The organism is Rhizobium sp. RHZ02, assembly GCF_014851575.1.
Lineage (GTDB): Bacteria > Pseudomonadota > Alphaproteobacteria > Rhizobiales > Rhizobiaceae > Rhizobium > Rhizobium altiplani.
The window spans coordinates 40,609-64,993 of record NZ_JACUZX010000012.1 but is presented as its reverse complement, the minus strand read 5'-3'; the positions used below and the strand labels follow the sequence as shown (position 1 = coordinate 64,993).

General features: G+C 56.4%; 19 protein-coding genes and 1 pseudogene. 7 read left to right on the top strand and 13 right to left on the bottom strand.

Annotation, left to right across the window (positions count from 1 at the left end):
• Nucleotides 1-29: 29 nt before the first annotated feature.
• On the top strand, nucleotides 30-1,565 hold the full coding sequence (locus IB244_RS18205) for an O-antigen translocase (RefSeq protein WP_192305046.1): 1,536 nt from the start codon (nucleotides 30-32) through the stop codon (nucleotides 1,563-1,565).
• A 471-nt stretch (nucleotides 1,566-2,036) separates the two neighbouring features.
• Here IB244_RS18205 and IB244_RS18200 read toward each other — a convergent pair whose 3' ends face one another.
• The 7 genes from IB244_RS18200 to IB244_RS18170 form a co-directional block, all read right to left on the bottom strand.
• The gene (locus tag IB244_RS18200) at nucleotides 2,037-2,630 is read right to left on the bottom strand and encodes a hypothetical protein (protein WP_192305044.1); all 594 of its coding nucleotides are present in this window, start codon (nucleotides 2,628-2,630) and stop codon (nucleotides 2,037-2,039) included.
• 103 nt (nucleotides 2,631-2,733) lie between these two features.
• The gene (locus IB244_RS18195) at nucleotides 2,734-3,915 is read right to left on the bottom strand and encodes a DegT/DnrJ/EryC1/StrS family aminotransferase (protein WP_192305042.1); all 1,182 of its coding nucleotides are present in this window, start codon (nucleotides 3,913-3,915) and stop codon (nucleotides 2,734-2,736) included.
• Nucleotides 3,912-4,886 carry an NAD-dependent epimerase/dehydratase family protein gene (locus IB244_RS18190; RefSeq protein ID WP_192305040.1) on the bottom strand — a complete coding sequence of 325 codons (975 nt, stop codon included), beginning with the start codon at nucleotides 4,884-4,886 and terminating at the stop codon, nucleotides 3,912-3,914. Before IB244_RS18190 ends, IB244_RS18195 begins: the two co-directional genes overlap by 4 nt.
• Before the next feature lie 3 nt (nucleotides 4,887-4,889).
• Nucleotides 4,890-5,600, bottom strand: coding sequence for an acyltransferase (locus tag IB244_RS18185; protein WP_192305038.1), 711 nt, complete (start codon nucleotides 5,598-5,600; stop codon nucleotides 4,890-4,892).
• Complete coding sequence (locus IB244_RS18180; protein WP_192305036.1) at nucleotides 5,590-6,696, bottom strand: DegT/DnrJ/EryC1/StrS family aminotransferase; 1,107 nt, start codon at nucleotides 6,694-6,696, stop codon at nucleotides 5,590-5,592. Before IB244_RS18180 ends, IB244_RS18185 begins: the two co-directional genes overlap by 11 nt.
• Nucleotides 6,693-7,730: a Gfo/Idh/MocA family protein gene (locus tag IB244_RS18175; protein WP_192305034.1), complete on the bottom strand. Its 1,038-nt coding sequence runs from the start codon at nucleotides 7,728-7,730 to the stop codon at nucleotides 6,693-6,695. Before IB244_RS18175 ends, IB244_RS18180 begins: the two co-directional genes overlap by 4 nt.
• Nucleotides 7,727-8,233: an acyltransferase gene (locus tag IB244_RS18170; RefSeq protein ID WP_192305032.1), complete on the bottom strand. Its 507-nt coding sequence runs from the start codon at nucleotides 8,231-8,233 to the stop codon at nucleotides 7,727-7,729. Before IB244_RS18170 ends, IB244_RS18175 begins: the two co-directional genes overlap by 4 nt.
• Nucleotides 8,234-8,549: 316 nt before the next feature.
• On the opposite strand from IB244_RS18170, the gene IB244_RS18165 reads away from it, so the two are divergent.
• The 4 genes and pseudogenes from IB244_RS18165 to IB244_RS18150 all read left to right on the top strand — a co-directional run bounded on the left by IB244_RS18165 (nucleotide 8,550) and on the right by IB244_RS18150 (nucleotide 16,101).
• A complete protein-coding gene (locus IB244_RS18165) occupies nucleotides 8,550-9,824 on the top strand; it encodes a glycosyltransferase family 4 protein (protein ID WP_192305030.1) in 1,275 nt (424 codons plus the stop codon).
• Nucleotides 9,825-10,051: 227 nt separating this feature from the next.
• Nucleotides 10,052-11,092 (top strand): glycosyltransferase family 2 protein, encoded by a 1,041-nt coding sequence (locus IB244_RS18160; RefSeq protein ID WP_246734446.1) that lies wholly within the window; start codon nucleotides 10,052-10,054, stop codon nucleotides 11,090-11,092.
• 3,262 nt (nucleotides 11,093-14,354) lie between these two features.
• Nucleotides 14,355-15,130 (top strand): annotated as a pseudogene (locus IB244_RS33135) (IS3 family transposase); the annotation flags it as partial.
• Nucleotides 15,131-15,306: 176 nt separating this feature from the next.
• The gene (locus IB244_RS18150) at nucleotides 15,307-16,101 is read left to right on the top strand and encodes an FkbM family methyltransferase (RefSeq protein WP_192305028.1); all 795 of its coding nucleotides are present in this window, start codon (nucleotides 15,307-15,309) and stop codon (nucleotides 16,099-16,101) included.
• 142 nt (nucleotides 16,102-16,243) lie between these two features.
• On the opposite strand, the gene IB244_RS18145 is transcribed toward IB244_RS18150, so the two are convergent.
• Genes IB244_RS18145 through IB244_RS32245 form a run of 6 tightly spaced genes read right to left on the bottom strand, consistent with a single transcriptional unit; the run spans nucleotide 16,244 to nucleotide 21,612 of the window.
• Complete coding sequence (locus tag IB244_RS18145; protein ID WP_192305026.1) at nucleotides 16,244-16,921, bottom strand: polysaccharide deacetylase family protein; 678 nt, start codon at nucleotides 16,919-16,921, stop codon at nucleotides 16,244-16,246.
• 13 nt (nucleotides 16,922-16,934) lie between these two features.
• Nucleotides 16,935-17,870: a glycosyltransferase family 2 protein gene (locus IB244_RS18140; RefSeq protein WP_192305024.1), complete on the bottom strand. Its 936-nt coding sequence runs from the start codon at nucleotides 17,868-17,870 to the stop codon at nucleotides 16,935-16,937.
• A 38-nt stretch (nucleotides 17,871-17,908) separates the two neighbouring features.
• The gene (locus tag IB244_RS18135; protein WP_112644882.1) at nucleotides 17,909-18,166 is read right to left on the bottom strand and encodes an acyl carrier protein; all 258 of its coding nucleotides are present in this window, start codon (nucleotides 18,164-18,166) and stop codon (nucleotides 17,909-17,911) included.
• A gap of 43 nt (nucleotides 18,167-18,209) precedes the next feature.
• The gene (locus tag IB244_RS18130; RefSeq protein ID WP_192305022.1) at nucleotides 18,210-19,436 is read right to left on the bottom strand and encodes a pyridoxal-dependent decarboxylase, exosortase A system-associated; all 1,227 of its coding nucleotides are present in this window, start codon (nucleotides 19,434-19,436) and stop codon (nucleotides 18,210-18,212) included.
• Nucleotides 19,433-21,022, bottom strand: coding sequence for an acyl-CoA ligase (AMP-forming), exosortase A system-associated (locus tag IB244_RS18125; RefSeq protein ID WP_192305020.1), 1,590 nt, complete (start codon nucleotides 21,020-21,022; stop codon nucleotides 19,433-19,435). Before IB244_RS18125 ends, IB244_RS18130 begins: the two co-directional genes overlap by 4 nt.
• 20 nt (nucleotides 21,023-21,042) lie before the next feature.
• Entirely contained in the window at nucleotides 21,043-21,612 is a 570-nt protein-coding gene (locus IB244_RS32245; protein ID WP_246734442.1) for a hypothetical protein, read from the bottom strand.
• Nucleotides 21,613-22,163: 551 nt separating this feature from the next.
• Between IB244_RS32245 and IB244_RS18115 the strand changes: the two genes are divergently transcribed.
• Nucleotides 22,164-23,366: a glycosyltransferase family 4 protein gene (locus IB244_RS18115; RefSeq protein ID WP_210334288.1), complete on the top strand. Its 1,203-nt coding sequence runs from the start codon at nucleotides 22,164-22,166 to the stop codon at nucleotides 23,364-23,366.
• Entirely contained in the window at nucleotides 23,338-24,267 is a 930-nt protein-coding gene (locus IB244_RS18110; protein WP_192305018.1) for a glycosyltransferase family 2 protein, read from the top strand. The genes IB244_RS18115 and IB244_RS18110 overlap by 29 nt, the downstream gene beginning before the upstream one ends.
• Nucleotides 24,268-24,385: the final 118 nt, after the last annotated feature.

The window sequence follows — 24,385 nt, the reverse complement described above, 5'->3', positions numbered from 1 at the left end:
TGCGTGTCTATCACGTCGAAGCAATCTCAATGAAAACTGGTTCTTCAAGTCCGGCATCAACCTCACTTCCGAGCAGTGAGAGTGGCAAGAGTTACAACCAGATCATCAAGTCCACCGTGCTGATCGGCGGATCGTCCGTCATCAATGTGGCGTTCTCCATCGCTCGAAACAAAGCTATGGCGCTGCTTCTCGGACCCGAAGGCATAGGCATGATGGCGCTCTACAACTCAGTCGCAGAGATTGCTCAGACAGTCGCGGGTCTTGGCATCAATGCCAGTGGCGTTCGTCAGATAGCAGCTGTCCGTGGGCAAGACACCCAGCGGATCGCAGAGGTTGTCGCGGTTCTACGCCGTGTTTCCATCTTCCTCGGCCTTGCGGGAGCCGCCCTGTTGTTTTCCTTTTCAGGGCCTGTGGCAGAGCTGACCTTCGGAAATCGCCAGCATCAATTTGGCGTGATGATCCTGTCACTCGCGGTGTTTTTTCAAGTTGCAGCCGCAGGAAGAGGAGCGTTGATACAGGGTGTGCGAGACATTTCCAGTCTTGCATGGATGAGCATGCTCGTGGGCCTGTTCAGCCTGGTCGTCGGAGTACCTATCATCTATTTTCTGGGCGCGGGTGGAATCGCGATAGCAGTCGCGGCGGCGGCCTTCGCAAGTTTTGTCGCCTCGTGGTGGTTCAGCCGGAGGATAGACATCCAATACGTATCTCTTTCGGCGCGACGGGCACTTCAGGAAACGAGCGCGCTGTTCAAGCTTGGCATCGTCTTTATGGCGAGTGGCTTTCTCACGATGGGAAGCGCTTATGCCATTCGTCTGATCGTCTCTTCGGAAAGCGGGTTGCATGCAGCCGGCCTTTATCAGGCAGCATGGTCCCTGGGAGGACTTTATGCTGGCTTCATCCTGCAGGCGATGGGCACCGACTTCTATCCACGCCTGACTGCCGTTTCCGAGGATAACGCGGAAAGCAACCGACTGGTCAACGAACAGACTGAAGTGAGTATCCTGCTGGCAGGCCCCGGTCTGATCGCGACACTCACTCTGGCCCCCGTTGTCATGGCGCTCTTTTACTCCTCGGAGTTTCAGGGGGCGGTCGAAATCCTGCGCTGGATCTGCCTTGGAATGATGCTGCGGATTGTCGCCTGGCCGATTGGATTCATCGTGCTTGCCAAGGGTGCCAAGTCGATTTTCTTTTGGTCAGAAGTCGCCGCGACCGTTGTTCATATCGGGCTGGCTTGGCTGTGTGTGCCTAAATTCGGCGCCGCAGGGGCAGGCTTTGCGTTCTTCGGCCTGTACGTTTGGCATAGCATCCTGATATATTGTGTTGCGCGACGCTACACGAATTTCCGCTGGTCGTGCGCCAATCGCAAACTGATCATCGGCTATCTTCCGATATCGGGATTGGTGTTTGGTGCCTTTCAGTTTTTGCCGCTCTGGCAAGCAACCGGTCTCGGGCTAGCGATTACGCTCATGGTCGGCCTCTACTCACTGAGGATGCTTGCAGGATTGCTTCCAGAACACGCGTTTCCGCGCCTGATCCGGCCGCTCCTGAACATGCGGGGCGTTTGAAAACGACGAAGCGTCAATCTCAACCCTCAGATTGGCACTTCTTCACGTCGCATCGCTTCGCTCCAACGACGTATCTTCAACGCAAACTCCCCGGTACACTATCGCTCGATTGCAAAGGCCGGTCACTCGCCCCTGCGGATCTTGCGGACTGCATGCTTCCGAATGAGTGAACTGAATGTCATGAGCAAGCGGGAGTCGGCTTCAGGCAAAAGACACGCGTGAAAACAACAAAACCAAGCGCAACAGGCGAATCTGAAATCGCGTAGGGCTTCAATTATCGCCCACGATGGCGAGCTCAATCGGACCTCAATACCCACTTTCTTTAATCGAAGAAAGATGAGGGTCTTGCGCTCGCGGTCGATTGCGTTCGGGAAGAACTTCAGCCCATTTCGGTGACTAGCACTCTTGTTGGCGGACAGCCTTGGACGATGTCTGACAGCGACAGATCACATTCGTGCCAGGCGCAAAGTCCTAGCTAGCGATATGCGCGTTCATTTGATGAACCGCCTTCGCTCTACGCCACTCGCTAGCGAGCAGTACAATCAAAATCCCCGCCATTTCCAGTATCCAGTACCATTTGAGACCCAAGAAACGGCTTCGAAAGAAGCTGTCGAGATGATGAAAAGATGCCGCGCGAATTAGCACGTAGCCGAGCACAAACGTCGAACCAACTGATGCAATCCACATCTGAATTGGGGATTTCCTGATACAGTAGATGACGGCTGGGACAATGGCCACACACGCGGCGGCAACACTGATGACGAAATAAATCTGAACGGCCTGACGTCGTTCGTACCAGCCTTCCGAGTGCGCAATCATGCGGCCAAGTTCTGTCATGCCAGACTGGAGGTCCAGCTGCTTGTTTACGCCTAAAATGAAAAAGAATAATGAGATAAAGCGCCAGATGCGGGCATCGGATTTGTCGTTCAAATTTTGCCGACGAACGCAACCCATCGTCATCCAGCAACTGATGCTGGCGAATAGGTATAGAGCGACTGTAAGCCATCCGCCGATCGTTGGGTCGCCAATACCAGGTTGCCAACTAAAATCGTAATTGTTTGTCACGTTAGCCCCCAGAGTATTTGCGCAATATTCGCGGGTTTTCTTCCGTCGCCTCTAGAGATGCCAGTCAGTCTTCCCGCTGCCGAAGGGACGATGCAGGTGGAAATTAAACGACCTGCCCGATTGCCAATTCGGAGGTGGAAACGAACTCCTGCACCGCATTAACGACGGCGGTCAAATCGCTCTCGGTCATCTGTGCAAAAAGCGGAAGAATGATCGAGTGTTGCTGCGCCAGGATACTTTGGCGCAGCCCCGTTGCGATGCGGTGCGAGCCCTGTTCGGCATAGGCGTCCTCGAGATGGATGTTCATGATCCCCCGCCTCGTCGAGACTCCTTGATCAAGCAGCACCTGCATAATGTCGCGCTGGTCAAGAACCTGTGATAGCCGTAGGCAGAAACTCTGCCAGTTGCTGCGAGCCCACGGCGGCTCAATCGGCGGCATGACCTCAACTGTTGAAGAGAGCCGTTCGGCATATCGGCTGGCAATCTCACGCCGCCGCGCGACGATCTCCGGCAGTCGCTTCAGCTGCTCACGCCCAACCGCCGCCTGCATGTCTGTCATGCGATAATTATAACCCAACTCGGGATAGGATTCGAAAATGACCTGCTTCGAGCCGTGGCGTACTGCATCCGTCACACTCATGCCGTGTTGCCGCCACAAGCGGAACTTTCGATCGTATTCCGGGTTGGCCGTTGTCAGCATACCTCCGTCGCCGGTCGTCACCACCTTGCGCGGGTGAAAGGAGAAGCAGGCGATATCGCCATGAGGCTTGCCGATCTTTTCCCATCGGCCCTTCCAGAGAATTTCGCTGCCCGTTGCGCAAGCAGCATCCTCGATCACCGGGATGGAATGACGGGACGCGATTGTAACGGCGCGATGCAAGTCGCAGGGCATTCCGAGCTGATGGACGCAAATGATCGCCTTCGTTCGGGGCGTGATGGCCGCTTCGATCAAATCGGGATCGATGTTGTAGCCATCTTTCTCGATATCGACGAAAACCGGCACGGCACCGCAATAGCGGATGGCATTTGCGGTTGCGATAAAGGTGTGGCTAACGGTGATGACTTCATCGCCAGCTCCGACACCGACCGCCTTTAGGGCAAGGTGAAGCGCGGTCGTGCAATTGGAAACAGCGCATGCGTGCTTGGCACCCACAAAATCGGCGAACTCTTCCTCGAACGCAGCCACCTCAGGGCCTTGCGTGACCCAGCCCGAAAGAATGACTCGGCGAACCGCCTCGACCTCCTGCTCATCGAGAACAGGCTTGGCAACCGGGATCTGGCTCATGCTGCCTCTCCTGCGTTCAGGCTCTTTTCCTGGCGCCACCACTCTACGAGATCGCGCAGGCCTTCTTCCATTGTCACCTTTGCGCTGAAGCCCAGAAGCTTCTCTGCCTTGGCAGTCGAGGCAAGGCGCCGCGGCACGGCGTTGACCTTGCGCGCCGGCCCGAATTGCGGCTCCAGCGAAGAGCCCATGACCTTGGTCAGGAGGGCTGCAAGTTCTCGAAGGCTCGTCTCGCTGCCGCTTGCGACGTTGAAAACCTCATCGGTGACATCGGATCGTGCTGCAAGCAGGTTGGCCCGTGCGATGTCGTGCACATGCACGAAATCCATCGTTTGCGTGCCATCGCCGAGGATGATCGGCGGCAGGCCGCTGGCAATGCGCTCCATCCAGCGGATCAGGACTTCCGTGTAGGCGCCATAGACGTCCATGCGCGGACCGTAGACGTTGAAGTAGCGAAGCGCGACGTAACGCAGGCCGTACATCTCCGCAAAGCTGCGCAGCAGGCCTTCGTTGAAGGCTTTGGCAGCACCGTAAATGGTCCGATTGTTGTAAGGGTGATGTTCCTCGGTGGTCGGGAAGGTATCGGCCAGCCCCAGGACCGAGGCGGAGGACGCAGCCACGACTTTCGAAACCCCAGCCTGCACGGCCGCTTCGAGAACGTCGAACGTTCCGCCTGCCAGAACATCAAAGGCAAGCCGTGGCTCCTCGGCGCATTGCGTGATGCGAATGGCGGCCTGGTGGAAGACGACATCGATGCCCTGGCTGACGTCCTTGAGAAGCGCACGGTCCCTGATATCGCCCTCGACAATCGTCACCGGAGCCCGATCGATGGCGTCAACAAGGTTGTCACGCCTGCCTCGGACGAAATTGTCCAGGACCACGATTTCCCTGGGGTCCTCGCGGGCGACGAGATCGGCAATATGCGAGCCGATGAGACCGGCGCCACCGGTGATCAAGATCCGCTTGTTCTTCATACTCTAACACTCCGAATTTGGTCCGCTTGAATCCTGATCCGTTCGCCAGCGGAGGAATTTTGCAGGAATGCCCGCAACAACTGAGAAGGGAGCGACGTCGTCAACGACCACGGCGCCAGCGCCGACAATTGCGCCTTTGCCGACGGTCACGCCGGGGAGAATGGTGGCATTGGTGCCGATGTCTGCCCATGCGCCGATGCGGACCGGCTTGATTTCCAGATCGGTGCGGATGATGGGCATGTCGACCGGCATCGCAGTATGGCTTGAACCGAGGACCTTCGCGCCCGGACCCCATCCAACATGATCCTCAAGGACGAGATCACGTGCATCAAAATAGGCCTGCGGGCCGATCCAGACGTTGTTTCCGATCCGACAAGTGCCGTCGAATCTGCCCTGAATGTAGGCTTGAGCGCCGATAAACACCCCGTTGCCGATTTCGAAGGTCTCCGGGTGCTTGAAACCGGCTCCGCTACCGACTTGCAAGCCGTCGCCACAGGCGCGCGCCAGGCTTCTCCAGATTGTCTTGCGCATGAAACTGTCGACGAAACCGTCGCCCGTCGCGAAGCGCGCGTAGAGTTCGACAAGGCCCGCGGTCCCATAGGATCGGGTCAGTTCCTCGGCCAGATGAACGACATAATCAGGATCCACGGAGCTTTGCTGACGCCCATGCACGGCCAGGACAAGACGCACGCCGGTGACGGGGTCAGCTGACATAGGCTTCCTGCTCCACAGCAGCTGCAATCTGATCGACTTGCGTCAATGTCAGCTCCGGATAGATCGGCAGCGAGAGCACCTCACGTGCTGCGGCCTCCGAGATCGGGAAATCTCCGGCACGATAGCCGAGATCAGCATGCGCCTTTTGAAGGTGGATCGGGATCGGATAATGGAGGCCGGTATGAATGCCCGCCGACCGCAACGAGTGCTGGAGATGCTCACGGTCGCGCGAGCGCACGGCGTAGACATGGTAGACATGGCGCCGATCCATCATCGCAACGGGGGCTCTGACCGAGCGCGAGCTGGCCAAAAGGCCGGAGTAGCGGTTGGCACGAGCCCGGCGTGCTTCGGTCCAGGCCTCGAGGTGCCGAAGTTTGACGCGCAGGATCGCGCCCTGGATTTCATCCATGCGATAGTTGTAGCCCTTCAGGGCATGGTGATAGCGCTGCTCCTGGCCCCAGTCCCGCAGCATCCTGATCGTCTTGGCGTGTTCGTCGTCGTTGGTGACGACGATGCCGCCCTCGCCACAGGCCCCGAGGTTCTTGCCGGGGTAGAAGCTGAAACAGCCAGACACGCCGATACTTCCCGCACGGCGTTGCTTGTATTCTGCACCATGGGCTTGGCAGGCGTCTTCGATGACAGGAATTCCGTGCCTGTCAGCAATCGCCTTGATGGCGTCCATGTCGGCCATCTGCCCATAGAGATGGACAGGCATTATGGCCTTGGTCCGAGGCGTTATTGCTGCTTCAAGCTTGGCCGGATCCATTGTGAGCGTTACCGGTTCGACATCAACGAAGACCGGGCGGGCGCCGGTATAGCAGACCGCGGATGCGGTCGCGACGAAGCTGAAGGAAACGGTAATGACCTCGTCGCCCGGGCCAACGCCCGCGGCGAGCAACGCAAGATGCAAAGCGCTTGTGCCGGTGTTGACGGCGATCGCATGCCTGGCATCGCAATAGGCCGCAAACTCCTCTTCGAAGCGAGCAACTTCTTCACCAAGCACATAGTGGCCCGACGCCAGCACGCGCAGGACTGCGGGTTCAACCTCGCTTCTGATGGCGGCGTACTGAGCCTTGAGATCGAGAAGGGGGATCATGCAATCAGCCTCGCAGGCTCGAGTTCGATGACACGTCCGCGCTGGGCAAGCGACTGGGTGGCAGCCTCGAGAATGCGCACCACGCGAAGTCCCGCATGACCGTCGGCGATCGGCTGGCCGTTTGTCATGACACAATCGACAAACTGCTTGAGCTCACGTCCAAGCGCTTCCGTCATATCAAGTTGTGGGGCGTACATATCTCCGGTGCGATAGCCGACGCGCATGTCGTGGACCTTCTTGCCATCGGCCTGCGGATTGCCGTTGAGTGTGATGCCCTTGTCATAGACCTTGATCTTCTCGCTCGGCTCCAGATCGTCATAGACGATCATCTTGCTGCTACCGCCGATCAGCGTGCGGCGCACTTTGACCGGCGCCAGCCAGTTGACGTGGATGTGGGCGATCAGCTTGCTTTCGAAGAAGAGCGTCAGATAGGCGATGTTTTCGGGCTCACCGGCAACATGGCCCATGCCCGTTGCCGAGACCGCCACCGGCTTTTCCGGCAGCACGTAATCCATGATTGACAGGTCATGGACTGCGAGATCCCAGACGACGCTGACATCATGCTGGAAGAGGCCGAGATTCACGCGCACGGAATCGTAGTAATAGATGTCTCCGAGACCATTCTCGATGATTTCCCGCATCTTGCGCACCGCACCTGTATGAATGAAGGTGTGGTCAACCGCGAGAATGAGCCGACGCCGCGCGGCCTCTTCCACCATCCGGCGAGCTTCTTCGGACGTTGACGCCATCGGCTTTTCGACAAACACATGCTTGCCGGCCATCAGCGCTTTCATGGCCAGCATGTAGTGAGCCGACACGGGCGTCGCGATCGCAACGGCGTCAACCCGGGGATCACGCAAGACCTCGTCGAAGTCGTCTGTAATCTGGACCGTCGGGTAGCGCAGCTGGACGCCGGCGAGGCGATCCTTCTTGAGATCGCATACCCAAAGAAGCTTTGCACCCGGCGTTTCTGCAAGATTCCGGACCAGGTTCGGCCCCCAATACCCGTAACCGACAACGGCAACCCCGATCATCTTGCTCTCCCGGATGAAATGACTTCGACTGGCGCATCCTTTGCGCGGCCGATAATCTTTGCCGGCACGCCGGCAACAATTGCGTATGCAGGCACGTCCTTGGTAACCACCGCGCCCGCGCCAATCTGAGCGCCTTCACCAATCGTTATGCCGGCGACGATGGTCGCATTGCTGCCAATCGATGCGTAGCGCTTGACCAACGTTGGTACGACCAACCAGTCCGCGTCGGACTGGAGGGAACCATCAACGTTGACTGCCCGTGGATGCAGATCGTTGGTGAACATCACCCCGTGGCCGACGAACACTCCATCTTCGATTGTCACACCCTCACATATGAAGGAATGGCTCGAGATTTTGCAGCTCTCTGCAATCGAGGCGTTCTTCTGTATTTCGACAAACGTGCCAATGCGCGTCCCGGCGCCAATGGAGCAACCATAAAGATTTACCAAATCAGGATGATGGATAACGACGCCGTTCCCTAAGGTGACGCTTGGTGCGATCATGTCGTTAAGGCCTCTCTAAATGAACGCGGTAACATGAGAGGATCAGTGAGCAGGGGATGATCTTCGCCGCCGCGTCACTATTTACCCCGAGCACCAGAAGACAATTTTGCAACCATCCAGTAAAGCGAGCAAAAATCGGTATTTAATCTACCCAAAAGTCGTAGCGTCAGCGTATTATTTATCGCGTTTCCAATGTATTACAACTACATCTACAAAATTGCAGAATTTCTGATATTGATATTCCATTGATGATTATAGAATATCCACGCCTGCGATTGGAAAATTCTCTTGAAATTGCCTTAAATGGAGGGGTGTATTGCGTATTCTTGTATATCCTCACGACTTGGCGCTTGGTGGCAGTCAAATAAACGCGATTGATCTCGCTGCTGGCGTTGCGGATAGAGGGCACGAGGTTATCATTTACGGCATTCCCGGGCCCCTTGCTGACTACATCGAGGAAAAGGGGCTTCGCTTTTTGCCTGCTCACGACCTCAAGTATCGGCCTGCGCCGTCGCGAATCGCGCAAATCGCAGCGATAGCTCGCCGAGAACGACTTGATCTCATCCATGCGTACGAATGGCCGCCATGCCTCGACTCGTATTTTGGCGCCGGTCTGGCTCTCCGCGTTCCGCTACTTTGCACTGTATTGAGCATGCAGGTCATGCCACAAGTGCCCGCATCGGTCCCGTTAATTATGGGAACGGCAGACCTCGGTGCGGAAGCACGCAAGCGTCATCGGGCAGATGTCTGGGTGCTTGAACCGCCGATCGACGTCGAACGTGATAACCCGCAAATCAGCGGAAGAGAGTTTCGGTCCGCACACAGCGTGGAGGACGAAGAATTCTTGATTGTCAGCGTCTCGCGTCTGGCGCTCGATCTTAAGCTGGATGCACTTGTCAGAGGCATTGACGCGGTGGATCTGCTTGCAAGCAGACATCGCGTGAAACTCATTCTGGTGGGGGATGGACCAGCCCGAGATGCGCTGCAATGTCGTGCGGATGACGTTAACAGACGCCACGGAAGAAAAGTAGTGGCACTCGTCGGCGCCGATCCCGATCCACGCCGCGCCTATGCGGCAGCCGATCTGGTCGTGGCCATGGGAAGCTCGGCACTTCGAGCGTTGGCCATAGGGCGCCCGATCATCGTTCAAGGCGAAGACGCATTCTCCGAGCCATTCGACGAAAACAGTTGTGAGCTCTTCTTGAGGCAAGGCTTCTACGGACTGGCAGACGGCGCACCTGGCCCCAATCGACTGTTGGGACAAATCGAACCACTTATTGACGATCCGGCACGGCGCCTTGAACTCGGCCAGTTTGGTAGAGCGTTCGTGAGCAGGCGCTTCGCATTGCAGCGAGCTGTCGACCTTCAACTGGACGTGTATAAGTCCGTGCTCGAAGCCTCCCCCGCCGCTCGGATTAGCGAAGCAGTCCGCGCCGCTGGTTTGGCAGCGTCGATGGAAATTGCCAACCACAACCCCCTTCAAAAGCGCCGAAATCGAAATCTTCAACAGATCATGCTATCAGCAGCGCGATCTGGTGAATGGCCCCCTCCATTTGATGCTTGGTCCGCCCATAGACGTTCCACGGCCTGAGCACAGTGGATTTGTGCGCCCCTCGGGCGCGCACCGCAGCTGCCTTGATGCGGCACCAAGGCCGACATTGTTACACAAACAGAACCGCGCCCGTTCGACTGGAGGGCAGATTCAGACAAAATCATTATTGCCATCAAACGGGGAGACGACGTGTTGGACTTAATCCAGGTCATCAGGACGCATACCACCTATTGGGCAAATTACATTGCAAGCCAAGGAAGACTAACATGGCCGCGAATGCCGCACTGCGCACAGGAGCCTTTATGCCCAATTTTGTCTCGGTGATCCTTCCAACCTATAACAGAAGTCACAGTTTAGTCGCTGCGATGAACAGCGTCCTTATCCAATCACATAAGGACCTTGAACTGATTGTCGTTGACGATGCCTCATCCGAAGATATCGAAAGCGTGGTGCTGGGGGTAGGCGATCCTCGGGTCAAGTATGTAAGGCGAACACAAAATGGCGGCGCGGGTGCTGCGCGGAATACGGGCCTTACCCATGCCACAGGCGATTACATAGCTTTTCAAGACAGCGACGATATTTGGCTTCCCAACAAACTCGAGCGGCAGTTTCAACTTCTTGCGTCGCTACCCGAGCACGTCCGAGTCGTGACTGGAGCAAAAATTGTTTACTACGGGCCTACACGCATGTTGCAAGCGCCGCCGCCAGCGGGGCGGCTACGCATAGGCGAGGATCAGCTAGTCCGACTTCTGACGGAAAACCGGATCAGTGTTCAAAACGCTTTATTCCAAAGGGGTTGCTTTCCCGGAACGAATTGGTTCGATGAGTGCGCAAGTGCCAATGAAGATTGGGAATTCGCGATCCGGCTGGCTCAGCACACGACTATATACGAGGATATTGAACCGGTCGTCCTTGGCTTCATCTCAGCCGATAGCATATCCATGAATGTTCGCAGAGAATTAATCGGGTATCTACGTATACTTAGAAAAAACAGATCACTACTTAGAACATTGAAGATTCAACGATCATTGTTGATGATCAGTGCGAGTCGATACTTTTTAAAGCTTGGCAAAAGATCCACCGCAAGGAAGTTTCTGGTAGCAAGCTTTTTAGATAATCCGCCGAATGTCAGGCTCCTCATCTGGCCCGTGATCAAGAGGGCGATGGATCTAGGTTCTTGGCGGCCAAACCGGGGCGAGCGTAACGATTTGGCCGACCCTCGCGACGGAGAGGACAATCAAGACATTTGCAGTGTTCGTAGCATCGGTGTTCGCCACGAGCGCGCCAGCGCGCCCGCGCGGGGTTAACCACGACCCTCAATTTACGCCCAGGGCAAGGCGCGGGCTATGGCAGTTTCGCAAATATCGACAAGCGATTCAATTCGACGTTTCCGCATGTGAAGCCAGCGGGGCTCGGTGCACTGTCAAGTTTTTTGACAGGGGTGGGTTCGTCAGCGGCAAATACATCAATCGCACGGAACCGGGCGGACCCTCATGGCCTTCCACCGTCATGACAACCAACGGCGCGACGCGGACCCATTTTCAGCCGCAAATCACCGACAGGCCCGCGTTCACCACACACGGAGCTAGCGATGACAACAAAGATCCACGGCGTCATAACAGCATAATCATCGCCGCGCACGACGATACAGACTAGGTCATCATCACTAACCTAAAAGCTACACAGGTGGACGTCTCCTTCCACGATCTGAAAGAGTTCACCGATCTGTGTCGAGGTCAAGAAGTCCTCAAACGCCTTCATCGACGTGAACTGTGGTTAGCAGAGTCGCCCCGCCCATCAACGACGCCTTGAGCGCTTCGCCCTCGGCTTCCCAGTTGGCATCCTCGACGGACGGCAAGACGCACTCAGTGACCCGGAGCGCCTCTCAGATGACAAATCCCGCCCCGATCTCCGGCCCCTCCGACGGGTAGAATCTTGGTTCTCGGACGAAGCTTCCTAAACGAGACCAACACGGGCGTCCCGGTCGATCTCAAGTCTAACCTCACGATGAGCGCCGATCCGTCACGTTTCACGACGAAAACCTGCGGACGGCGCAAATGACCGTTAGAGTTTGGCGTACCGAAACAGCCGGCAGATCATTTTCGATGGAGGCTAGCTGAAGCGCTTCTCACATCGCTGCAGGAAAAGCGACCATTCAGCGCACAAAACGTCGGTAACATTCCTGGATAAGGCAATTGGGGGCAATTTCTCATTTCACCCGAATATCCGTCCTCAACAGTAGTATGTGACGCGTTCCGGCTCCCACTCCAAACCGACACGCCAAGCACGTCATTGAGGCCGCGACTCGCCCAAGACGGGTCTCTCCGATATTCCGCACGCCCCTTACAGCGTGCCGCGCCCACTACCGTGTGCCCGTCGATTTCTTCCGTGCTCGTGCCGCCTTCCTCAAATTTCAGGAGGGCCGCATCGGCATCTTCGCTTTCGTGACGTGTACTGACATCACACTTGTTACGGCTCACTCGATTTCTCAACCGTTTAAGGCGGCCCTTGTCACGAGGCTAGGCTACGGCCCGACCGTCACCCTGCCAAGCCGCTCGTCTGCTCCCAGACCTATCGACAATTTAGATCCTCCCTCGACTGGTGTTGCGTGCCGTTAGGCACATTGACAAAAGCAGGCTAGCGTGGCTGCACCATGTCCCCCCCCGAGTTGTCTCAGCGCACCGAAGACTCCGATATCGACGAGCTTGCCTAAAGCGGTAGCGGCCCGATTGGATCGCCAAACCCGGCAAAAACCGGGCAGTCACCGCAGCGAACTTTAACGTGCAAGGAAACGAGCGTTTACGTTCGACATAACAGCCTAATCGATTTCCTCCGTTTGGATGAAGCCATGGTCAATCGCACGAAACGACGACATATGCGAGACTAGTTGGCGTGCAGGCAGGCAAGGTGGATCGGTGGCCGGCAGCGTTGACGAAACCACAAATGCAAGAGGTGGGCTGGTGTCGAGTTATCTCAAGAAGGAGGGGTCTATCAATAGACTTTCTTCAGTCGGAGCCGTCGACAGTTCGCGAGCACCGATGCAAGCCCTCAACGGGCTCCCTGGGAATCGGTGTGAACCGTACGTTGGCTTGCCGCGCAGAAAAACGCCGCTGCTTGTTAGTTTGTTTCTGGTCAGTTTAGTTTTACCCTGGATTATCTCCGTGGGTCCGATCAACCTATTCGTGTACCGGATAGTCCTCCTTATCATAGTGATACCGTGTTTTGTCGGTTGGCTGCGCGGCCGCGCAGGACCGATAAGAGCTGAAGACGGATGTATACTGATGTATTGTCTTTGGGGCATCGCTGGCCTCGTTAATGCCCATGGTCTCGGGGGCTCTCTTGAGCCCGCCGGAATTTTTTTTGTCGAGACGATGGGCGCCTATTTGCTTGCGCGCTGTTACATTCGTGATGCGGGAAGCTTCGGCGCGATGACGCAACTGGTCGTGACTCTTGTGATATTGCTCCTGCCATTCGCGATATACGAGTGGAAAACGGGCAGCAAGCCGCTCCTTTCGGTGTTCGGCGAAATCTTTCCAACCGTCGAAAGCGCACCAATGGAGCCACGCCTTGGCTTCTGGCGAGCGCAAGGGCCATTCTCGCACTCCATACTGTTCGGAGCTATATGCAGCAGCACTTTAACCTTGGCCTTTTTGGTTGCCGGTAAGACGCCACTAAGTCGCTTCCTATTGGCTGGCACAGTTTTCTTTACAGCAGCCACGTCCATGTCCTCAGCACCTATGGCCAACTTAGCTCTTCAGATTTTCCTATTATCTTGGAACGGAGTCTTTAAGGCTTATGCGGTCCGTTGGAAGTTTTTGATAGGCATAAGCCTACTCAGTTTCCTTTGCCTTCAGTTTGGTTCCAACCAGGGAGCGATCAGATTCTACATCTCTCACTTTACGTTCGACAAGGAGACCGCATGGTTTCGTATCCTAATTTGGGACTTTGGCTCCGCTTCCGTGCTCAATCACCCGCTATTTGGCATAGGACTTGGCAATTGGGTACGACCCGCATGGATGCCGGATAGCGTTGACAATTTCTGGCTCCTCACCGCTATGCGGTACGGCCTTCCAGCACTCGGATTTCTGGTGGCAGCTTGCACACTCTTAGTTGCCCGCGTCGCTCGAAAAAGCACTGACGAGAGGTTAGAACGCTACCGCACCGGTTATCTCATATGCTTAATCACGTACTTCATCGTTGGAACGACGGTTCACTTCTGGGCCGCTTCATACGTCTGGTTTTGTTTCTTGCTCGGCAGTGGCGCTTGGTTTCCGGATCTCATGAGGAGCAAACCGCATGCAATAGGGCGGTCAGTGCAAACGCCAGCCTCCAGACGGTCAGCGAGGTTATATTGTCTCAGCAATGAGCCCTCAATCGAAATGCGTAACTTACATTCAGCCACAGAAAAAAGGAACCGCTCACAGAAAGGGAAAATAATGACTTAGCGCTAAAATGGACGCCGAACGTATGTCCTTCGAGAACAATACGTTTGATTTCGTCTGTTCGCGCTCAGTTTTGAATCGCGCCGGGTTTGCCGGAGGCTCCAACTTCTGAGAAAGTGGAGCCGACATGAGCAAGACAACAAGCAAATTTTCACCGGAAATCCGCGCCCGAGCAGTGCGGATGGTTTTGGATCACCAAGGCGAATATTCCTCGCAAAGGGCAGCGGTCTCCTCGACTGCCGCCGAGATCGGCACAGCGCAGACGCTTTATGAATGGTGAAGAAGGCTGAAGTGGACGATGGTTCCCGGCCCGGACTCCCAACCGACGTGGTCGAGAAGATGAAGGCTCTGGAGCGGGAGAACCGCGAGCTTCAGCAGGCCAATGAGATACTGCGCAGAGCGTCTGCTTATTTCGCGATGGCGGAGCTCGACCGCCCATTGAAACGATGATCTCCGCTGATCTGCAGACTGCTGCCGCTTGCGCCATCAACCTACTACGAGAACGTTGCCAAACACCTGGACGTGGACCGGTTGTCGCTCCGCGCCCGCAGCGATATTGCCTTGAAGATCGAGATACGCCGTGTGTTCGAGGCGAACTTCCGCGTCTACGGCGTGCGCAAGGTCTGGCGGCAATTGAAGCGGGAAGGCTTCGATATAGCTCGCTGCACCGTCGCCCGGCTCATGCGATCGATGGGACTTCAGGGTATCATGCGGCGCAGCCGGTCAGCACTGACGGTCCCGGACAAGACGGCTCCCAGCCCGCCCGATCGAGTGAACCGCCAGTTCAAGGCTCCTGCGCCGAACAGGCTCCGGGTTTCCGATTTCACCTATGTGGCCACTTGGCAGGGCTTCGTCTACGTGACCTTCGTCATCGACGCCTTCGCGCGCCGGATTGTCGGCTGGGGGTCAGCGGAATAGTTTTTCTTTTGCCAGACCGAAGTAATTTCAATCGTCTTTACTAAGTCTCACGCCTCATTTGAGAAATGCCTTGCCACGATACTATATTGACTCAAGGCAAGTTTTCCTTCTTTAATAAAAAAACTAAAAGTGAACGAATATATTATACAATGGCGGAACCTATGCTTGAGAAACTTAGGCCATTAGGCAAGCGTGCCCTGATTAATATTCCTGGCGTCTACGGGTTAGGAAAATCTGCGTATCAGGCGTTGAAGTCTAACTCAGAGCGTTTGCAAATGGGGCGGAAGCACCCAGCAGCGGCATTCGTAAACTATTCTTCGGCAAAATTGGCTAATCTTCGAAGCCGAGGCTACTCGTCGCAGTTTGGGCAGGATTACTATCTTTGGAACCACGTCCTTGCCCGCAGACCTTCCGGCTTTTATGTCGAGATTGGTGCAAACCACCCAGCGCTGAACAGCAATAGTAAGTTCTTGGAAAGCCGAGGCTGGAAAGGGGTGTCCTTTGAGCCACTTGGGACTTTCCAGCAGGAATGGAGCTGTACCCGCTCCAATCCACTATTGCAGGTTGCGATATCAAGTTCTGCCGGCGAAGAGGACTTCGTCGAAATCCTCGCGAAGGAGGGCTGGGAACATCAGTTATCGGCGTTTGCTTCCTATGTCCGGCAGGAAGACGTTGATATGTACGGGAGCAAGAAGTACAAGGTGCCGACAGCCCCACTCACGAAGCATCTGACACCCGAAACTCATATCGATATTTTGATGATCGACGTAGAAGGCGCGGAGCGATCGGTTCTGGCTGGGATCGACTTTTCCTTAATCCGTCCAGACCACCTTCTGGTCGAGAATAACGCCATTGTTGGGGGTGACCCGCAATTGCGGTCTCTGATCGTCAATTTAGGCTATAATTTCGTTGCGCGGCTAGGACTGTCTGACGACTTGTATCGACGGAGCAACTGATTCAACGTAAGCCTTCGGTGAGGGCCGCAGATTATATGACACTTGAGAGGATCGCCACAACGAGTGATGATCAACTTATCAACTTGCCAGCTGCAAGTTGACCCGTTCTCGGCTCTGCCCGGAAGCTCGACGATCAACAGAGCTACACGACTCCCTTGGACATCATCTTGATCATTCGCACAGCCCTGCGAAGTCGCCTCCCAGCGGGTAGGTAACCGTCTAGAATCTGTTCAATCATCGCATCCGTCATGTTGCGTCGTATCGATGTGCGAGCCTGCAGAAATCGGCCGAGCGTGGTATCGCCGCCGTCACTCGAATAAGCAGTTTCGTAACCGCACGCGCGCAGCTTTGCCAGTGTTGCACGGTTATAGCGACCAAACGGGATTGAAGCCGAGTGCAAACGATGGCCGCAGATCTCCTCAAGCAGACGTTTCGACTGCCCCAGTTCCCGTGTCAACTCGAAATCCGGCAGACTGGACCAATCACGATGGTCGATTCCATGACTTCCTATACGCATGCCCATCTTCAGAAGGCATCTGACGTCGTTTCGGTCGAGTGAACCTGTCTTATCGAACCGGCCCGTCAGCACGAAAAATTCCGCGCCCAGATCCCGCCGGCACAGTTCGGGCGCTGCAAGACGAAGATCGGACAGATTGCCGTCATCAAACGTAATCAGGAACTTATCTCGATCGACGTGGTGACTGACGCGATCCAGGATATCGCAGAACCTGTCAAGACTGATCCAGTAATCCGCTTCTCCGTGATCGAGAACTCGCTCCGGTTCACCAATCCCGTGGAATGTCAAGATCCGGCGTTTCATGGACCCCTCCAAGTTAGGCTGGCGCCGTCGCACGGAAATGCGATAACGCCCCGGATGGCCGCAATGCGCCACCGAGGCCGGCGCGATGAGTTGATCCGCGCCAGCATCGTAGCATCTGCCCAAAGGCTATGCCCGAAGCAAAGACGGCGCCTTTCAAGCGTCCATGATGTCGGCGATAGTAACGAATTCGGTTGGCAATCATCAGGGCGAACAAGCGCGGGCAGCTGCCGCTACCACCACAGGCATGCATGACCTTGGCCCGCGGTTCGAAGACAATCGAAAGACCAGCCTCTCGCACCCGTCGTTGATAGTCGACTTCCTCGCTATAGAGAAAGAAGGATTCGTCCCATTCACCAACGAGCTTGCGTGCTTGCGCGGATATGAGAAGCGCCGATCCGGTCGCCCATTCGGCTTCTCCGCACCTATCGTAGAGCGTTGATAAATCAACGACTTCTCCCCAGCCGACCCTTGCTGCCAAAGTTCCGCCCAGAACCGCCTCCGCCCAGGCGGACAGAACCGAAGGTTCGCGACGCAGTGTAGGGTCGACGCTGCCATCCTCCTTGTAATTGATGGGAACGACCACGCCCACGCCCGGGCTCGCCAGATGCTCGAAGAGTGGTTTTGCCGCGTCTGGATACAGTCGAAGATCTGGATTGAGAATGAGCAGGCTGACGTCCTGGCGAACGGTTGCAGCCGCTGCATTGATCGCCGCGGCATAGCCGGCATTCCATCCCATGCGGATCACGCGCGCTCCAATGGGATGGGCTGCAGCAAGGTCCGCGGAGCCATCCCGCGAATTATTGTCGGCGACAATGATCTGGAAGCGCTCGATGCCACGAAGCCCATCCGTCAGCGAGTCAAGCAAAGCTGGCAACGCTTCGGCACTGTTGTAAGTGACGATGACGACGGCAAGCCCGTCCCTATCTAAGGATGTTTCAACAGTATCCATAGTTACCCCGCCGGTCTCCCGCCCCTCAGGTGATAATATCAATGCGTTCGATGGCGGTCGATGAACGCAGCGAGCGAACCGACTGTTTCGAAAATCTCGCCGGTGAAATCCTCGTCATCGATCTGGAATCCGAATCTAGCCTCCAGGGCTGCCGCTAAGCTTAGAACCGCGAACGAATCGAGCTCAGGGATATTGCCGAACAATGGCGTGGAGGCTTCCGCGATGCGTGCCCGATCTGCGATTCCAAGGGTATCTGCGATCACATCCTTGACCGATTCGAATGTTGACGAATTCATGACGCCTCACCGTTTGCTAGAAGTAGAGTGGGTTTTAAGCTGTTTAAACAAGGATCTCCGGCGGCAGCGGATGACCTAGAAATGCTGTCGGGCTCGCCGTCAAGCCATAGGCGCCAGCCTGGAAAATGACGACCAGATCGCCGACTTCTGCCGAAGGCAAACATACATTGTCCCCGAGCAGGTCGAGCGGCGTGCAAAGGCAGCCGACCACTGACACCGTCTCACAGTCCTGCCCGCCCATTCTGTTGCCGATCACCAGCGGATAATTTCGCCGGATGACCTGACCAAAGTTCCCGGAGGCCGCCAACTGATGGTGAAGTCCGCCATCGACGACCAGATAGGTCCGGCCGCGCGACACCTTTCGGTCGATGACGCGCGTGACATAGATTCCGGCCTCGCCAACGAGGTACCGTCCGAGCTCTATCACCACGCGGGCGTCCGGAAGAACCGGGCGAATTGCGCCTTCAACAAGGTCGTTCAGCCTCTGTCCGATTGGCAGGAGGTCAAGTGGCTGATCCTTCTCGAAATAAGGAATTCCAAAGCCTCCCCCGAGATTGAGGTAGCGCACATGAAAGCCACACGCATCGGCAAGCGAGAGCAACAGTCCGACATTGTGAGACAGGGCATCGCAAAGAATATCGGCGTGTAGGTTCTGAGACCCTGCGAAGACGTGGAAACCGACAAAGTCGAGGTCGGTGCCTGCAAAATGGCGAAGCAGGGCCGGCACTTGCTCTGCATCAATACCGAACTGTTGAGGGCCACCGCCCATCTTCATGCCAGAGCCCTTGACCTGGTAATCCGGGTTAACCCGCAAGGCGACTCGCGGCCGAATCCCGAGGCGGTTTCCCACCTCCAGGATACGCGTTGCCTCGCCGGCAGATTCCATTTCGATGGTCACACCGGCGGCCACGGCCTGGGAAAGCTCCTGCGATGTTTTGCCGGGACCGGCAAAACTGATCCTGGCTGGCGGCACGACTGTATCCAGCGCCGTTTTCATTTCGTACGCCGAGGCTACGTCGAAGGAGTCAACAAGCCCGGCCATGTGCTGAACCAGCGCAGGCATCGGGTTGGCTTTGACCGCGTAACTGAGCTTTACATCCCTCGGCAAGACAGAGCGAAGGTAGGAAACGCGCGCGTTGATCAGGCGACGGTCATATGCGAAAAACGGTGTTGTCCCGACACGCTCGGCCAAACGGTCAAGGCGCATGCCGCCAACCGCCAGGATGTCCTCGGCAACATCGAACATGCCAATGGAGGGATGTAAGCTCATCGACCCAATTGCTCCCTCAAGAGTGCACGGTCAAACTTGCCGTTAGGATTGGTTGGTATTGAAGCCATTTCGACGACTTTCGAAGGCACCATGTATTGCGGCAGCTGACGTCTGAACGCCGTCAGCAAGGCACTAACGTCCAGCGTTTCGGCAACCGGACTGGCAACGAGAACGATGCGCTGCCCGAGGGCCTGATCGTCGATGCCCATGGCAACCGCGTCGCGCGCCAGGCCAGTAGCATAGGCGACCTCCTCGATCTCGGTCGGGCTGACGCGGTAACCCGAGGTCTTGATCATTTCATCGCGCCGGCCAACGAAATACAGGAACCCCTCTTGATCACGGATAACCGTATCTCCGGAGAACACGGCCAATTCCGGCTGCCGCCAGCCGGCGCCTGTGCCGGGCAAGGGGCGAAACCGCTCGCTCGTGCGTGCGGGATCGTTCCAGTATCCCAAGGCCACCAAAGGGCCTCGGTGAACCAGCTCACCAGGTTCGTTGGGGCCGCAAAGGGTTCCATCGGGTCGCACGACAAGGATCTCGGCATTCGGGATGGCCTTGCCGATGGAATCCGGTCGACGATCGATTTCTAAGGGGTCGAGATAGGTTGATCTGAACGCCTCCGTCAATCCATACATCAGATAGGGAAGAGCATTCGGAAAGGAGGCACGAAGTCGGTCCAGCGTAGCCTTCGGCATCCTGCCGCCCGTGTTTGCGAAGTAGCGCAATCGCGCGGCGACCTCCGCAGGCCAGTGAAGCTCGCAGACCTGTATCCAAAACGGTGGAACACCCGTGATGCCCGTTACATTATGCTTTTCGCACAGGCGCACAACGTCGCCGGGCAGCAAGTAGTTCATGAGCACGACGTGAGCCCCAGAATTGAAGGCTGTCGTCAACTGGCTAAGCCCGGCGTCAAAACTCAATGGCAGGACCGACAGGATCGTATCGTGAGGTCCGTTGCCAAGGTAGTGACTTACACTCTCGGCACCAACAATCATATTTCGGTGACTGAGAACGACGCCCTTTGGCTTCCCGGTACTTCCTGAGGTGTACAAAATAGCCGCAATATCGCAGTCGACACCTGCCGAAGCTGGTCCTCCAGTCTCTTCGCCGGGGCAAACCCGGTCGGCCCAGGAATGCGTGTGCCAGGCCTCGCCTGCATTCGCATCGCCGCCAGTGGGCCCGTCTACAAGGACGACATGCTCAAGCGCGCTCCCTGCGGTGACGAACTCTCGCAGTTGCTCCAGGCGGTCAGGGGATGTGACCAGCACCCGTACATCGCAGTCGGCGAGAATATGGGCGACCTGCTGAGGCCTCAGCAAGGGATTGATCGGCACTGTTGTGCACTGCGCAGCAGCCGTCCCGAATATTGTCACAACCGTTTCGACGCGTTTGTCGAGAAGCACCGCCACCCGGTCCCCACGTCCAGTCTCAAGGGCACTGAGGGTCGCCGCAAAACCCGCCACGTATTCCCACAATTGCCTATAGCTGAGGGTCGAGCTCTTAAAGGTAAGCGCGGGCGCGGAGCCGTGGCGAGCCGCACCGTTGCGAAGCAAATCGGATAGATTGACTTTTACAGGTGACAGCATGTCGGCCCTCAAACTCCTTACTACCAAGGGACGCAGGTAAGTTCGCTGTAGAGGTAATCGACCTCGCTCGGCGATACCCGACTGCTCAGGATCATCTTCGGACGCGGCGATTTGAGCGGAACCGACAGCATCGGCGGAGCGCTGACAAAACGGTTCTCGACAATCGTGACCGCCAGGCCAAAACGTGTCAGCAGATAGCTGCGAACATGCCAGGCGACTTCGGAAAATAGCTTTACATCCCCCACGTGCAAGATCGAAGCGAAGAGGCGCAAGCCCTTGCGCGTATCCTTGCGGAACATCACGTAGCAGCATCGATCGCCCTTGATGACGGCGAGATGATGTGCTGCAGGCGCGCGTTTATGGTCCCTGTATATTTGAAGATCGCGAACATCGAGATAGGTTTCGATTGACGCGTGATGGTCGATGATGCGTACGCCACTCCCCCACCTCGGCCAAGGCAGATTAGCCGCGAGTGTAGCCGTCGTATCGAGCTGCTGGAATTTCAGCCGGCGATTCAGCGGAACGACGTTGCCACTGGGAGAGAGATCGGTGAACGTGTAGCCGGGTTGGTCGAGCAACGCCTTCAGCAACCTCAATCCATGCGATCGATACGCATCCTGCACACACCAGGCAGCCAGGTTGCAAAAATTCTCGCTCTGTCCGGCCACACTCCGTTGCGAGTAGAATGCGACATACGCGCCAACGATGCTCTGGCCGCGAACCAGCATAAAACCATGATTTGGAGACGCACTCGGCCAAGTCGGTCGAATGGCCTCGGCCCAAACTCCGGCGGTAAGCCGACCATTCAGTTCGTTGTGAAGGAAACTTGCGACGTCATCCACATCGGCAGTGGTGATGGGAACCACTGCGACAGTCCTGTCGCTATTTTGAAAGGCAACCGTCACTTTCGACAAATTCCCTATATCCCCACAGAGAAAAAGCAAATCGAGACCAACTTTTACAAGTATAGCCGCACGTATTAATAGATATCCTTATGGCTGACGATCAGCCGACCAAAGTTCAACCGCTTATCCTGTTTGGTATCTAGAGAATTTCTGCCAACCGCCCCTAGTATTCGGCCACACCCTGTCTCGAGACACCACGGGAGGCCGCCATTTCTAAGAATCATCACATTCTGATCTTGGTCGAGAACTTACCAGTCCCCTTCGACCGACGAGTATGGCAGGAAGCACAAGCGTTGACGGAAGCGGGCTACGAGGTGTCCGTGATATGCCCGCAGGGTAAGGGCTATGACAAAAGCTACGAAGTCATCAACGGTGTGCATATATATCGGCATCCGCTTCGCGAGGCCAAATCGGCCGCGGGTTATCTTCGGGAATATGGGACGGCGCTCTTCCATCAGTTACGCCTGTCTTTTCGCGTGCGCCGCCGCCAATCAATCGATGCGATCCAAGCCTGCAATCCTCCAGACCTGATGTTTCTCGTCGCGCTTGTTCACAAGGTCCTCTTTGGCACGCGCTTCGTCTTCGACCATCACGACCTTAGCCCCGAACTTTATGTGACCAAGTTTGGACGGAAGGATCTCTTCTACCGTCTTCTTTGTTTCTTCGAGAGACAGACATTCCGAATGGCGGATGCCAGCATTGCAACCAATGAGACCTTCCGTGATATCGCGATCTCACGCGGTGGCATGGCGCCGGACCGCGTGGTGGTGGTCAAGAGCTATCCGGAAGCTTCCCGTTTTCATCGCACGATTGCAGACCCGTCCTTGGTCGTACCCGGTAAACGCCTCATCGGCTACATCGGCATCATGGGTGAGCAGGACGGGGTAGATTCTCTTGTGCGCGCGCTGGCAGAGATTGTGCACGTGCGCAAGCGCGACGACATTCATGGTCTCATCATTGGTGATGGGCCCGAACTGCCTCGACTGCGAGCGATGGCGGCCGAATTGGGCCTCGGTCATGTTCTTCGCTTCAGCGGCTACCTCAGCGGTCAGCCACTAATGGCGCATTTGTCAGCTCTGGACGTGGGTGTCATCCCCGACCCGCCGAACGAGTTCAACGACAAGCTCTCAATGAACAAGGTTTTCGAATACATGATGCTCGGCTTGCCAATTGTTCAATTCAATCTGCGGCAGGCGATACGCGATGCCGGGAATGCAGCCATCGTCGTGCGGGAGCACTCGCCGCGAGCACTGGCCGACGGTATCCTCGAATTGGTCGACGATCCGGAACGGTGCTCTGAAATGGCATCAGTCGGGCGCGCGGTTGCCGAGCGCGAGTTTCGGTGGACGGCGGAGGCCCGTCGCTATCTCGGCGCCTACCGAACAATGTTTCGCAGGAGCTTGGACGTCAATGATCAGCGTCATTATACCGCATCTTGATCAACCAGAATTGCTGCGGTCGTGCCTGGCGTCGCTGACATCCCAAACTGGCCTGCGGCAGCCGTTTGAACTGATTGTCGTCGACAATGGTTCGAAAGAACTGCCGGTGAATGCTTGCGCCGCCTACCCGGGAACAAGCCTCTTGTCCGAGCCGGTGCCAGGCCCCGGTCCGGCGCGCAACCGCGGCGTATCGCATGCTACTGGCGATATTCTCGCCTTCATCGATGCCGACTGCACTGCCGACAGTCACTGGCTAGCCGAGATCGAACGGCAATTCGAGACGGATAGAAGCCTGAACATTCTTGGCGGCGACGTGCGTATCAGCTACGAAAATTCGGAGCGTCCGACGCTTCTGGAGGCTTACGAGACCGTGTTCGCCTACAGAATGAAGGAATACATAGCAAAGCAAGGCTTCACCGGGACCGGAAATCTGGCCATGCGTGCCAGAGTGTTTGCCGCAGTTGGCCCATTTGGCGGGATCGACATCGCCGAAGATCGTGACTGGGGGCAGCGGGCACTAAGCAAGGGATACCAAACGCGATACTGTCCTGAAATGATCGTCTTCCACCCGGCTCGAAAGACTTTCTCCGAACTCGCACGCAAGTGGCAACGACATACCGCTCACGATTTTGCGCGCATTCGCTCGATGCGGGGCTGGTGGCCACGGTGGATCATGCGCACGGCAGCCATCGCGCTGTCGCCTGCGGCTGAGATGTTCCGGATTGCAGCGTCAGACCGGCTGGATGGATTGAGAGCTCGCATGCTTGCGTTTGTCGGCGTGGTTCTCGTCCGCTGCTACCGGACGGCCATCATGCTGTCGCTTGCCTTCGGTGCGAGTTCAGCGCGAATGAGCGCCCGCTGGAACCCGGCATCAATCTCGGCACTCCCGCGTGACGGTTAGTTAACCGACGCCCTGTCGCACGAGGTCCGATTCGTCCGGACGAGAGCATGTCTGCCTGCAACAGCATCAAGCTCACTTCACTTTGCACTTTGACAGCGCTTGGTGTCACCGCTCATCT